This window comes from Terriglobia bacterium, from assembly GCA_020073185.1.
Classification (GTDB): Bacteria; Acidobacteriota; Terriglobia; order Terriglobales; family Acidobacteriaceae; genus JAIQGF01.
Genome location: JAIQFT010000080.1, coordinates 1 through 12,200 on the forward strand (window position 1 = coordinate 1; position 12,200 = coordinate 12,200).

Genomic DNA, 12,200 nt, shown 5'->3' on the forward strand with positions numbered 1-12,200 from the left:
GGCTGGAAGGACATCTGGCAACTGAGAGCAATCCTAGGAAGAGGAGAAACAGAAAAAGCTGCGACTAAGCAGGAGGTCGCGTAACATGATCCCGAGCGCCGCTCTTCAACCTCCAACTAAAAGCGGGACACTCTCCGGAATGCCCCTCGAGCGCAAAGACATGGCAGGCATGGAGTTACGCCGCCGAATACAACCCATTTGGAATCAACGAACTGCATGGGCAACCTTGCTCCGAACGACCCTAATCTCACTGTAGGTGACTGTTTATTGCCAAAAGGGGATGAGGACTTTCATCCTCGTGCGGTCGAAAAACCTAGCCTATTCATCCACGCTTTCCGCAGCCACTACAGAGTGTCTGGGTAAGCGAAGGATGCTGAGGCAGCAGGAGGGTCCATGCGGCTTAAATTGATTCGTTCGTTGATGCTCGTACTTGCGATGCTATCCGCGTCGGCCGTTTCGTCTGCGCAAGTCTTCTTGTCTGTCTCCATCGCTCCACCCCCACTTCCGGTTTACGAGCAGCCCCTTTGTCCGGGCGAGGATTACATCTGGGTGCCCGGGTACTGGGCTTGGAGCCCAGTGGGATTCTACTGGGTACCCGGCACCTGGGCGCTGTCCCCCGAACCTGACCTGCTGTGGACGCCCGGTTACTGGGCTTTTGAGAGCGCGGCTTACTACTGGCATCCCGGGTACTGGGGTCCTGTGATCGGCTACTACGGTGGCATCGATTACGGTTTCGGGTATCCTGGGACGGGCTACTATGGCGGTTATTGGAGAGACCGACATTTCTTCTACAATCAGACCGTCAACAACGTAGACGTTGCCCGGATACATTATGTTTACCGGGCACCCGTCGTCGGAAACGTTACCGTCGTGAATCGCGTCAGCTACAACGGCGGTTCCGGCGGTACAAGGGCGCGTCCGACCGCAGAGCAGTTAGCCTTGGCTCGCGAGCGGCATGTGGCACCAACCTCCGCACAGGTGCAGCATGAACACGCCGCCAGTACCAACCGCAGCTTGTTGGCGGCAGAGAATCACGGGCGGCCACCAATTGCTGCCACGGAGAAGCCTGCCGAAATCAGCGGGCACGGTGTGGTAGCGGCAAGGCCGGGTAGAGCTCCGCTCGAGGCTCCCGAGAATCGCGCAGTTCCAGCCGGGCCGAGCACCCCTGCTCGCCACCCCGAGAATAGACCGGAGCTCAGAGCTTCTCGCCCGAGGACCGAGGAGCGCACGCCTCCAGCACCACGCGCCGAGACGCCGCGGCAGCCGCGAGTCTTCGAGAGGGAGAACGCGCCTCGCACCGAAAGGATTCCTCACGCGGAGAGCGCGCCTCGCACGGAAAGGGTCCCTCACACGGAACGGCAGCCTCATCCCGAGAGCGCGCCTCGCACCGAAAGGGTCCCTCACACGGAGCGACAGGCTCGTCCAGAGAGCGCGCCTCATCGGGAGAACAAACCGCCCTCCGCGGGCAACAGCGCTCATGCCCAACACGGCCCTCCACGCTCTGGCAAGGAGGAACCGCGCCGCTAGCAGCGAATCCAATCCAATGACTCAACTAGCGGCTCGGAAGAGCTTGCTGGAGGCCGGTAAATTGCGGCCTCCAGGACGGGAGGACTCGAAATTCTTACCGTAACCCGAACATTTTTCCCACTCCGTGGAGGCAAGGGCTTGGCGGGGGTCCTCTCAATACAGGGACTTACGAAATCTGGCAAGCGCATTGCAAATTCCACTGGGGAAGGAGGTAGCGATGAAAGCACTCCGAACAATACATCCATTACGGTGGGCACTGCTTCTGGTCCCCACTCTGTTCCTGGCCCTCGCTGTGTACGCGAATAACGATGTCATGGGAGAGATTCAGTTTGAAGGAAAGTCCCAGATCGCAAAGACATCCGGTGTCTGGGTCGACGGACAGTACGTGGGCTTTTTGAAGGAACTCAAGGGATCGAAGAGGGTTCTGCTACTGCCTGGCGACCACGACATTGTCGTGCGCCAGGACGGCTACAAGGACTTCACAGAACATCTTCTGGTCCAGCCTGGGCAGAAGCAAGTCGTTTTCGTCAGAATGATGAGGGCGCCCACAGCACCGATGCCAGATGTAACGGCCGAAGTGAAGATCGACGTCAACCCATCGAGGGCGGCGGTTTTCATGGACGGCCTTTTCGTAGGCCATGTGGGTGAGTTCAAGGGCCCGGGTCGAGGGATGCTGATTGCGCCAGGAACACATCAGATCAGGATTGCTCTTCCCGGCTACCAGACGTTTGAGACGGATATCAATCCGCTGGCTAATCAGAAAGTTCAAATCAAGACCGAGTTAGTTAGGAATGGCGCTCCCCTGGCAGAGCCCCTGATTGACACGGGATCATAAGATGGAAACAGCGGGCCAGCTCACTGTGGCTGGCCCAGTTTCATTTTCCGCGGCCGGACAAGGCAAGGCAAACCAACCGGATCGAAATCCTCACCTTCCCGGATTACAGGGGCGCACGAGCGCGGCACGGCCGAAATAAGGGCTGACATGCGACCCATGACATACGGAATCTGCATCTTAAACATCAGGCGGACAGGGAATTTGGCCCATCAGGATTGTCGTCGATCACCTCGCGCAAACGAAGAAGCTGCCGGGGTGATAAGAAAGGAGCTCTCATGTTCTGGCTGATATGGGTGATTATCGTGGGCCTCGTTGCCGGCTGGGCTACCGGCAAGATCATGAAGGGTTCTGGATATGGACCGCTCATGGACATCGTACTTGGCATGGTGGGTGGCGTGGTCGGTGGTTGGATCATGAGGATGCTGGGCTTTTATACGAGCGGGGGGCTCATCCCCAGCATCGTGATCGCGATACTGGGAGCGGTTGTTCTGGTTTCCATTGTACGGATGCTTAAGAAGGCCTGAGTTGCTCAGACTGCTTCAGCTCCACCGCACAGAAAAAAATTGTGGCTCTAGATTCGTTAAGCCAAGAATGCATTGAAATGCGCGACGGGCCCAGCAAGGCCAGGAGGCTATGGCCGACAATTCTACCAGGCTTCCGCTTTCCCGGCGCTCTGGAACGCTGATCACCATCCGCCTCGTTTGTCCTCACAGGAAGGACCTCGTGACAGGACTGCTCGCGGGCGTGGGTGCAACTTGGCGATGTGAGCGAGCGGGCGCGAAACTGAGGGACGCAGGTACGAAAGGCGCTAGGGCTGCGGTTCGGGGGCGTCCTTCCCGGAGCGCAGACTTCGGAATGCGGCGCTAGTCTTGAATCGCTCGGGAAAGTTTTTTTCGTAGGACGACAGCCGGGGGCAAATCGTGCGGTGGAACCAATCCACACCGTATGCCTCCATTTCCTTCCGTGCTTGTTCCGCAGTCCAACCCTGTTCGGCCATCCGGTACGCTGCTACATCCATTCCCGTGCGGTCGTCGCCGACACGGCAGTGGACGAAAACCTTTTTGCCGGGGTTTACGCGGAGCAAGGTAAGGAATTGCGCGAAATGTTCATCGCGCGGACTGAAACATTGCCAATGGAGTGAGACATAGCGCATCCCGAGCCCGGTGACGAGGCGGCGCTCGCTCTCGCGCGAACCGCGCAGATCCACCACAATGTTGATGCCCATCCCGGCCAGGTTGCTAAAGCCTTCTTTGGTCGGCTGCCCACCCCGATACAGCGTGGGGGTCACTTCGCCGAAGCGCGGGACGCCGGGGAGCGTCAACCTGCGCGCCATGGCATGGTTCGCCGCCGACGGGGCAGAGGGGACCTCGGGCTGCTGCTGCTCCTGCGCGGCCAGGGACATTGTCCCCGCCAGCAGTGCAACAGCGGAAACGAGTCTGAATGCCTTCTTGAGTGCGGTGTAGTCGTGCGGGGCATTCTCGAGCAGACCTGTCAGCGGTCTTGCCTGCACTTTCATCGGCGCCTCCAATTCCGCATCGTACAACCGAACTGCATTCCACGCGAAACTTCCTGCCATGCGACCTTCAGGGCCTTGCCGTTTTGCGGGTTCTTGAGTCAAGCTGCTAAACTAAAAAATCGATGCCGGGGACGCCTCGAACCAAGATCATCTTGTCCGGTGTGCTTATCCTGTTTCTCGCCTTCCCGACCTCCGGCGATGCTTACTCCGTGCTTACTCACGAGGCCATCGTTGACGCGGTCTGGGCTACGCACATCCGGCCGCTGCTGCAGAAGCGCTTCCCCAACGCCACCCAAGACGAACTGCGCCAGGCCCATGCCTATGCTTACGGCGGCGCCATCATCCAAGACCTGGGCTACTATCCGCACGGCAACAGGTTCTTCAGCAACCTGACGCACTACATCCGCAGCGGTGATTTCATTGAGGCCCTGCTGCGCGATTCGCGGGACATCAACGAGTACGCCTTTGCCATCGGGTCAATGTCGCACTGGGTCGCCGACAACGATGGCCACCGTCTGGCGGTCAATCGGGCGGTCCCTCTGCTCTATCCCGAGCTGAAGAAGAAATACGGCGACGTGGTGACCTTCGAAGACAGCCCGCTCGCGCACGTGAAGACGGAGTTCGGCTTCGATGTCCTCGAAGTGGCGAGAGGACGCTTCGCCCCCGACGCCTACCATGATTTCATCGGATTCGAGGTGGCGCAGCCTCTCCTGGACAGAGCGTTCGAGGAAACGTACGGAGTAAAGCTGAGCATGGTTCTGCAGGACGAAACCACGACCATCGGCTCATATCGTCACGCCGTCAGCAATGTCATTCCCAAAGCAACCAAGGTGGCATGGGAAGTCAAGAAGGATGACATCCAGAAGGATCTGCCCGGCATAACCCGCGGTCGGTTCCTCTATAACCTGTCGCGCGCGAGCTATGAGAAGAGTTGGGGCAGGAACTACCGCAAGCCGAATGTCGGCGAGAAGGTTCTTGCCTTTTTCTTCCGGCTGATCCCGAAGATTGGGCCGCTAAGAATCCTCACCTTCCGTACACCCACGCCGGAAACCGAAAAGATGTTCGAAGCCAGCTTCAACGCCACGCTCGACCGCTATCGCAGCCTCCTCACCGACCTCGGCGCGGGCAGAGTGACGCTCCCGAACGACAATTTCGATGTCGGCGCCAGAACCGCGCCCGGCGAATATCGCCTGAATGACGATACTTACGCCGAGCTCCTTCATCACCTGGCAGAACAGAACTTCTCCGGCCTAACCCCTGAGTTGCGCGCCGAGATCGAACGCTTTTACGCCGACCCCGCTTCCCCAAACGCAACCAGGCGGACCCCTCGCCGCTGGTCCCGCGTCCTGCGCGAGCTCCTCCAACTGGAATCTGCAGCCCTTCGTTCCCCCAATGGGAGCAGCGCCGGGGCGACCCGGTAAGAATCCCTGAGAAATTTCCCGGCACAGAGCAAGAAGGCGGTCAAGGAAGCAGTCGAGGAAGTTGTCCAGAACAACAAAGACGCCTAGGGAGCGCATCTCACTGTATTGAGCAGCTTGTTTGGTGCGAGGAAGGAGTTAGGTGCACGGGGAAAAAAGCAGCCGGGGACTATCGCGATCTGCACTGCTGGTGGCCGTGCTCGTGGCGGGGTGCGCGCTGGCCGCTTCAGCCGCCGCTGCGGGGAAGGAGCAGGAGGAGGACGCAGCCGGCTTTAAGGAATTCTCTCAGCGTGTGGACGAGTTTGTTCGCCTCCACAAATCCGTGGAAGCGACCTTGCCGAAACTTAAGCCCACAGATCTGCCGGAAATGATCACTGCGCACCAGCAGGCCCTGGCGAGAAAAATTCGCGAAGCACGGCCTGACGCCCAGCGCGGCGACATTTTCACGGACAATGTCAGGGAGGCGTTTCGGCACGCGGTTCGCAGCGAGTTTCAGAGCCCTCACGCCGCCAACGCCCGCGCCACGATCCGGCAAGGGGATCCGGTCAAGTCAGTCCGTCTGCGCGTGAATCAGGCCTACCCGGAGGGGGTTCCGTACACCACCGTTCCTCCGACGCTGTTGCTGAGGATCCCAAGACTGCCGGACGAAGTCGCCTACCGGATCGTGGATCGCGATTTGGTCCTGTTGGACGTCAAAGCCAATCTGGTGGTCGATTTGATTCCCGAGGTTATCTCCACAGAACATTGAATCACCAGACAGAACCATGCGACGCCGTCTTGTTCTCATTCTTAGCATCTTCTTGCTGCTCGCCCCAAGCCCGCGAGCGGGCGAATTCAAGCTTCCTCTCAAGTCCAATTCGGTTCGCTTCGCAGCCATCGGCGATATGGGAACCGGCGATGCGGCGCAGTATGAAGTGGCCCAGCGAATGGCCGCAGCTCGCCCGGACTTCCCGTTCGATTTTGTGATCATGTTGGGCGACAACATCTACGGCGGCAGTAGCCCCAGGGATTTTGAGAAGAAATTCGAGGCCCCGTACAAGCCGCTGCTGGACGCTGGCGTTAAGTTTTATGCGGCACTGGGGAACCACGACAACCCCAACGAACGCTATTACAAGCTGTTCAACATGAACAGCGCGACTTACTACAGCTTCAAGAAGGGCAACGTGCGCTTCTATGCCCTCGACAGCGACTACATGGACCCGAACCAGATCTCCTGGCTGGAAACACAGTTACAAAACGACGCCGGCAGCGACGAGTGGAAAATTTGCTACTTTCATCATCCTCTCTATTCATCCGGAAAAACGCATGGTCCGGCAACCGATTTGCGGCTGCTATTGGAGCCTCTGTTTGTCCAATATGGAGTCAACGTTGTATTTTCCGGCCATGACCACGTCTACGAGCGCGTCCAACCCCAAAAGGGAATCTACTACTTCACCGAAGGCGCTTCCGGCAAATTGCGCTACGGCAACCTGCGTAAGACCGAGATCAAAGGCAAAGGATTCGACACTGACCGCACGTTCATGCTGGTCGAAATCGCCGGAGACGAGATGTATTTCCAGACGATCTCACGCGCTGGCGTAACGGTGGACTCTGGAGTGATCCAACGGCAAGTGCGGACCCGAGCCGCTACGTCGTCACCCTGAAACACCTCCGATCTGATACTGATCCGCTTGGTGCCCATTTGAATTACTTCCTCCGCCGAATGCTTGCGTCTCTGTGAATTCCGCAAGAACTCCACCCAGCGCCTAATTGTGGGCGCAATTCCCACTTGGAGGACCGGTAGGAGCAAAGTTGAAGAATAAGCCTCGCAGCATTTTGGCGTATTTTGCATGCAGAATGGCGCATTCTGCATATCGAAGCGCCAGGCGAGCATCTACATTAAGCACATGTACAACGCCAAAGTTTACTCCGCTGCCAGTGCGACGTCGCCGGCGGTCCCCAACACAATCACGCGGCGCGACCCAACCGAACACGACGTACAGATCGAAATTCTGTATTGCGGCATTTGTCACTCCGATCTCCACCAAGTCCGCAACGAGTGGAGCGAATTTATGCCCACCGTCTATCCATGTGTTCCGGGGCACGAAATCGTCGGCCGCGTAACCAAGGCCGGCTCTTCGGTGACCAAGTTCAAGCCCGGCGACCTTGCTGCCGTCGGCTGCATGGGGGACTCCGATCGCACCTGCCCTGAGTACTTGGCGGGCCTCGAGCAGTTCTGCCCGAATCCGACCTTCACTTACAACTTTCCCGACAAGCATACGCCGCGATGGCACCATCACCCTCGTCGGTGCGCCGAACAAGCCTCGCACTTGGGAGGGAGTTCCACCGGCTCGCTGGCGCGAACAACAGCGTGCAAGGGCAGCATCGTAACCGGGACCAATTCGATTTGTAAGGAGAAACGATGCAAAAGCGCAAACTTGGAAAAAGCAACCTAGAGGTTTCGGCAATCGGTCTTGGCTGTATGGGAATGAGCTTTTCCTATGGCCCGGCCAAAGACAAGCAGGAGATGACCACTCTTCTTCATGCCGCCGTGGATCGCGGCATCACATTCTTTGACACCGCCGAAGTTTACGGCCCGTACTTGAACGAAGAGCTGGTGGGCGAAGCTCTCGCTCCGTTCCGAGGGAAAGTGGTGATCGCCACCAAGTTCGGGTTCGATCTGAGCGGCAGCGATAATCGACCGGGAGCGGCAGGTCTGAATAGTCGGCCGGAGCACATCAAGCAGGCCGTCGAAGGGTCGCTCAAGCGGCTCAGGGTCGAGACCATTGACCTGCTCTATCAGCACCGAGTTGACCCGAATGTGCCGATTGAAGACGTTGCGGGAGCGGTGAAGAATCTGATTCAGCAAGGTAAGGTGCAGCACTTCGGACTTTCCGAGGCAGGCGCGAAGACGATTCGTCGCGCTCACGCCGTCCAGCCGCTCACGGCTCTCCAGAGCGAATATTCGCTTTGGTGGAGGAAGCCGGAGCAAGAAGTGATACCGACACTTGCGGAGCTCGGGATTGGCCTCGTCCCGTATAGTCCTCTCGGCAAGGGATTCCTGACTGGAGCAATCAAAGAGAGCGCGACATTCGATACCTCCGACTTCCGCAGCACTCTTCCTCGGTTTACGCCGGAGGCTCTCAAGGCAAACCAGGCACTGATTGATCTGCTCGGCAGCATTGGGAAGCGGAAGAAGGCGACTCCTGCGCAGATCGCACTAGCTTGGCTACTCGCTCAAAAGCCGTGGATTGTTCCGATCCCGGGCACGACGAAACTAAACCGCCTCGAAGAGAACATCGGAGCAGCGGCAGTCGAACTGACGCCCGACGACCTCCGCGACCTCGATAGCGCCGCCTCAAAGATTAAGGTGGAAGGGGCGCGGTACCCGGAAAAACTCGAGCGAATGACCGGTCTGTGAGCGGCAAGAGGTAACGAAACGCTAGAGAGAGCAGCATGGGGATCGGCATCTTGGGTTTCGATCCGGTGGATTGCGGCCCTCTTCGGATCGCTCGATACACCGAGCCGTTCGCGCTGCTCATCGGCGAACTCGCCGAAAGGGGCAAAGGAGGGCGGTTCCGATGATTGAACGTGAAAGGAGTAATCAGGATGAGTAAAGAACCGACAGCCGCGCAGAAGATGATTGGTGACTTCGCGCCCAAGCTGGTTGATCTGACAGATCGCGTGCTTTTCGGAGACGTATGGGAACGCCCGGAGCTCTCTAAGCGCGACCGTGGTCTCGCAACCGTGGCGGCGCTGATTGCGATGAATCGTCCGGATCAGTTGCGGTTTCACCTGGGTCATGCCGTGCAGAATGGAGTCGAGAAGGAAGAATTGATTGAGGTCATTACGCATCTGGCATTTTATTCAGGCTGGCCCAATGCAATGAGCGCCATCATGGTCGCAAAAGAGGTGTTCTCGAAGGCCTGAAAGCCGAGAGCTATCAAGCTAAGCGTTAGGTACAGAAAAGTGCACATGGCAAAGCGGAACGATGCTTTAACAGATCGCCTTTCTCGAGATCGCGAAATCACGATTACCGTGACCGGCAGAAAGTCAGGACGCACCATCTCACTGCCAATCTGGTTCGTGTGGGATGACGGCAAGCTGTACCTCTTGCCGGTGAAGGGGTCGGATACACAATGGTACAAGAACGTTCTGAAGAACCCCTCAATTCGGATTGATGCTGGGGGTACACAGAGTGAACTTAAGGTTTTTGCTGTCACTGACGCCACGCAGGTGAAGTCCGTGATCGAGAAACTCCGCGACAAGTACGGGGCAAACAACGTGAAGAAGTACTATTCAAAGCTCGACGTTGCTGTTGTCGCTCGAGTGCGGTGATGACCTCCCTTTCCGCTATCGGCCATGCTCGCTGCCAGCGATCACCAAGTCAATCCTGTGGCGAACTACGGAGGCTTGGCCGACCGGCCGCATGAGGCCCGCGATAGTGTTTTGGATAGTGGGCAAGCCGGAAGTCATCGGTTCGTCTGTTGGAGTAGTACCGATAAAACGCGCTTACCGTCGTTAATTCCCGAGTCGTCGGCGACACAGAGCCAGCAACGCGACCGGAAGCGCGCAGTGTGCCGAAAAATTCTTGCGGACACCCCAGAAACGCAATCCAGGTGAGTGATTGAAGGGCGATGAGATCGTTAGGATTTGGACCCGAAACCAATGGACTTAGCGGCCCAATCCGGCAAAATTCAAGAAAGGCCACTCGTGTCAGCGATTGATTCTTTTGGTGGGCCCGCCAGGATTTGAACCTGGGACCAATGGATTATGAGTAGTCAGAGCTGGCGGCGCCAGTCCTGAGTTTCGCCCTGCCAATCAATGACTTACCGGGGTGGCATTTGTGAGGTGTGCCGTAAAGTGTGCCGTGAAATTTTTCGGCCGTTATCATCCCTTGAGCTCCCCAGATTATAAGAGCGGAGCGGCCCACCAGAGCGGAGGCCGAAGAGTTGAAACGTATCGGTTCAAACCGTTTCACGGGAGAACGCGGGCAGTACAGCCAGGCACGCAATGCGCAATCGGATTACTTCCGGGTTGCCCATGATCCAGGAGCAATCCGGCGCTGAGCCAATGCCCAGCATCACGCTCCACAAGCCGACTCCCAAGGAACATCACCCGTTTTGTAGGGGGATGACTTGAAACCCGAGTTGAGCGGCTTGTCTGCGGAGCCGAAATTGCGCGCGTTTTAGAGCTTCTTCGTCGCAGCGGTGAAAGACGGCTTCGTTGTATGCTTCTTTAGTGCTGAGCAGGTGATACACAATGCGTGCAAGTTTGTGGGCTGTGGCGGTGATTGCTTGGGGTTTGCCGAGCTTCCGAGTGATGCGCCGAAAGAACTCGCCGAGATAGTCTTTGGCGTGATGCAGCGAGTTCGCGGCCATGCGTAGCGCAGTGGCAACGCGGCTCTTGACGCGGCGACTCTTTGTATAGGGCACCTTGCCACCACTGATTTTATTCTCCGGACACAGTCCCAGCCAGGACGCGAAGGCGGAAGCATTTCGGAACCGGGACACATCTGTGCCGATCTCGCAGAGGATGGTCTGGGCGGTAATCGCGCTGATGCCAGGCACATTGGTAAGATCCACTCCGAAGATCCGATACAACTCACTGCGGAGGTCGAACGTCTTCGGCTCATACCGGCGCCGTTGATAGCCGGAAGCCTTGGTTCGTTTGGGTATTGTGGGCTCCGCGGTTGTCGCTGTCTCCAGACTGCCTAGTTGACCTTGAATCTCCTGATCCACTTCGACGACCAGCTGTTGGTAGTAGTGGAACGCAGCCAGCGACTGTCGGAGCGCGAACAAGTGCTCTGGGCGATAGTCACCCTCAAGCGATTTCGCGATCGTGTCCTCACTGCTCTTTACGCCACCATGACAGAGCCGAGCTAAAGTCACGGGGTCTCGTTCGCCAGCGAGGATTGCGTCCAGTATCCGGAGGCCACTCAGTCCGGTGATGTCGTTCAGGACACGGTGAATCTGGAGGTTCATTTGGTCAAGCGCCTTCTGCATGTGCAGCACATGCTCTGCCGCCATCTGGATCAGACTGCTGCGGTGTCTCCAGAGAGAGCGAATAGCACAAATGAAGCCAGGAGGACGGAAGCTGGCTCGCAACAGACCCACAGAATGGAGGTACTGCAGCCACTGGCAGTCGGACACGTCGGTCTTCCTGCCGGGAACATTCTTTACGTGCTGCGCGTTGACGAGACACACCTCTAGCCCGCGGGACTCTAGGATCTGATACACGGGAATCCAGTACACGCTTGTTGACTCCATTGCCACTGAGCGAATCCCGCACTGCTGTAGCCAGTCCGCAAGTGCATTCAGATCGCGAGTAAAGGTAGGGAAACTACGAACAGGTTGGGGATCATGATCAGCGCTGACGGCAACAAACAACTCGCTCGCGCCTACATCGATGCCGGCTGCATCCGGGTGCAATATGGGCAATTCCTCACACCGTTTCTTTGACCTCTTCGCCATTGGCTCCTCCGAGCTGCCGGTCGGATGCCCAAGGCGCGAATCAAAGGCAAACTCCCAATCGAGATCGTCGTCAGAGCTGACGAGCGTCATCACACGTCTGTACGCAAACCTCGGACCCACGCTTCACCGTCGGGCTTGAACATCGAGCACCAATGTCGGCGCGGGCTGTAGCTGTCATCCGACCGGCGCCCAGCATCATCTCTCTCCCCGCGTTCCTTTACATCCTGTCTGGCAAACGCCAGTTGCACGCTTAACAGGACTAATCCGTCCAACTCGGAGCCAAGTCTCAGCAAGATCGATTGCTTTCAGGTGACTAGCAGCCCGTGGTGTAAGTAGCTGAATTTCGGCACGGGCAGCGGCGTACTCGGTTGCGTGAGTTCGCCAAGTTTTTCGCGCGGGACATCGAGATTCCACTTCTGCACGGCCGATTCCGATCTTCCCGGCGCGGGAGT

Annotated in this window: 11 protein-coding genes and 1 pseudogene; 10 read left to right on the plus strand and 2 right to left on the minus strand. The window is 57.7% G+C overall.

Going from position 1 to position 12,200, the window contains the following annotated elements:
• The first annotated feature begins 393 nt into the window (after positions 1-393).
• The 3 genes from LAN64_19205 to LAN64_19215 all read left to right on the plus strand — a co-directional run bounded on the left by LAN64_19205 (position 394) and on the right by LAN64_19215 (position 2,886).
• Entirely contained in the window at positions 394-1,527 is a 1,134-nt protein-coding gene (locus LAN64_19205; protein ID MBZ5569959.1) for a hypothetical protein, read from the plus strand.
• A gap of 217 nt (positions 1,528-1,744) precedes the next feature.
• The gene (locus LAN64_19210; GenBank protein ID MBZ5569960.1) at positions 1,745-2,362 is read left to right on the plus strand and encodes a PEGA domain-containing protein; all 618 of its coding nucleotides are present in this window, start codon (positions 1,745-1,747) and stop codon (positions 2,360-2,362) included.
• Between the two features lie 284 nt (positions 2,363-2,646).
• A complete protein-coding gene (locus tag LAN64_19215; protein ID MBZ5569961.1) occupies positions 2,647-2,886 on the plus strand; it encodes a GlsB/YeaQ/YmgE family stress response membrane protein in 240 nt (79 codons plus the stop codon).
• Between the two features lie 284 nt (positions 2,887-3,170).
• Here LAN64_19215 and LAN64_19220 read toward each other — a convergent pair whose 3' ends face one another.
• Positions 3,171-3,938, minus strand: coding sequence for a tyrosine-protein phosphatase (locus LAN64_19220; GenBank protein ID MBZ5569962.1), 768 nt, complete (start codon positions 3,936-3,938; stop codon positions 3,171-3,173).
• 62 nt (positions 3,939-4,000) lie between these two features.
• Between LAN64_19220 and LAN64_19225 the strand changes: the two genes are divergently transcribed.
• From LAN64_19225 to LAN64_19255, 7 genes and pseudogenes are all read left to right on the plus strand, one after another.
• Complete coding sequence (locus LAN64_19225) at positions 4,001-5,299, plus strand: zinc dependent phospholipase C family protein (protein ID MBZ5569963.1); 1,299 nt, start codon at positions 4,001-4,003, stop codon at positions 5,297-5,299.
• 187 nt (positions 5,300-5,486) lie between these two features.
• Positions 5,487-6,044, plus strand: coding sequence for a hypothetical protein (locus tag LAN64_19230; GenBank protein MBZ5569964.1), 558 nt, complete (start codon positions 5,487-5,489; stop codon positions 6,042-6,044).
• A 16-nt stretch (positions 6,045-6,060) separates the two neighbouring features.
• Positions 6,061-6,939, plus strand: coding sequence for a metallophosphoesterase (locus LAN64_19235; GenBank protein ID MBZ5569965.1), 879 nt, complete (start codon positions 6,061-6,063; stop codon positions 6,937-6,939).
• A 243-nt stretch (positions 6,940-7,182) separates the two neighbouring features.
• Positions 7,183-7,551, plus strand: a pseudogene (locus LAN64_19240) (alcohol dehydrogenase catalytic domain-containing protein).
• Positions 7,552-7,697: 146 nt separating this feature from the next.
• Positions 7,698-8,696 carry an aldo/keto reductase gene (locus LAN64_19245; protein MBZ5569966.1) on the plus strand — a complete coding sequence of 333 codons (999 nt, stop codon included), beginning with the start codon at positions 7,698-7,700 and terminating at the stop codon, positions 8,694-8,696.
• A 188-nt stretch (positions 8,697-8,884) separates the two neighbouring features.
• Entirely contained in the window at positions 8,885-9,205 is a 321-nt protein-coding gene (locus tag LAN64_19250) for a carboxymuconolactone decarboxylase family protein (protein ID MBZ5569967.1), read from the plus strand.
• Positions 9,206-9,250: 45 nt separating this feature from the next.
• Complete coding sequence (locus tag LAN64_19255; protein ID MBZ5569968.1) at positions 9,251-9,613, plus strand: nitroreductase/quinone reductase family protein; 363 nt, start codon at positions 9,251-9,253, stop codon at positions 9,611-9,613.
• 776 nt (positions 9,614-10,389) lie between these two features.
• Here LAN64_19255 and LAN64_19260 read toward each other — a convergent pair.
• The gene (locus LAN64_19260) at positions 10,390-11,748 is read right to left on the minus strand and encodes an IS110 family transposase (protein MBZ5569969.1); all 1,359 of its coding nucleotides are present in this window, start codon (positions 11,746-11,748) and stop codon (positions 10,390-10,392) included.
• Positions 11,749-12,200 lie beyond the last annotated feature (452 nt).

What these genes read in the sequence shown, in the direction of transcription:
- LAN64_19205 (MBZ5569959.1), top strand. Translation starts at nt 394, where the DNA reads ATGCGGCTTAAATTGATTCGTTCGTTGATGCTCGTACTTGCGATGCTA.
- LAN64_19210 (MBZ5569960.1), top strand. Translation starts at nt 1,745, where the DNA reads ATGAAAGCACTCCGAACAATACATCCATTACGGTGGGCACTGCTTCTG.
- LAN64_19220 (MBZ5569962.1), bottom strand. Translation starts at nt 3,938, where the DNA reads ATGGCAGGAAGTTTCGCGTGGAATGCAGTTCGGTTGTACGATGCGGAA.
- LAN64_19225 (MBZ5569963.1), top strand. Translation starts at nt 4,001, where the DNA reads ATGCCGGGGACGCCTCGAACCAAGATCATCTTGTCCGGTGTGCTTATC.
- LAN64_19235 (MBZ5569965.1), top strand. Translation starts at nt 6,061, where the DNA reads ATGCGACGCCGTCTTGTTCTCATTCTTAGCATCTTCTTGCTGCTCGCC.
- LAN64_19245 (MBZ5569966.1), top strand. Translation starts at nt 7,698, where the DNA reads ATGCAAAAGCGCAAACTTGGAAAAAGCAACCTAGAGGTTTCGGCAATC.
- LAN64_19250 (MBZ5569967.1), top strand. Translation starts at nt 8,885, where the DNA reads ATGAGTAAAGAACCGACAGCCGCGCAGAAGATGATTGGTGACTTCGCG.
- LAN64_19255 (MBZ5569968.1), top strand. Translation starts at nt 9,251, where the DNA reads ATGGCAAAGCGGAACGATGCTTTAACAGATCGCCTTTCTCGAGATCGC.
- LAN64_19260 (MBZ5569969.1), bottom strand. Translation starts at nt 11,748, where the DNA reads ATGGCGAAGAGGTCAAAGAAACGGTGTGAGGAATTGCCCATATTGCAC.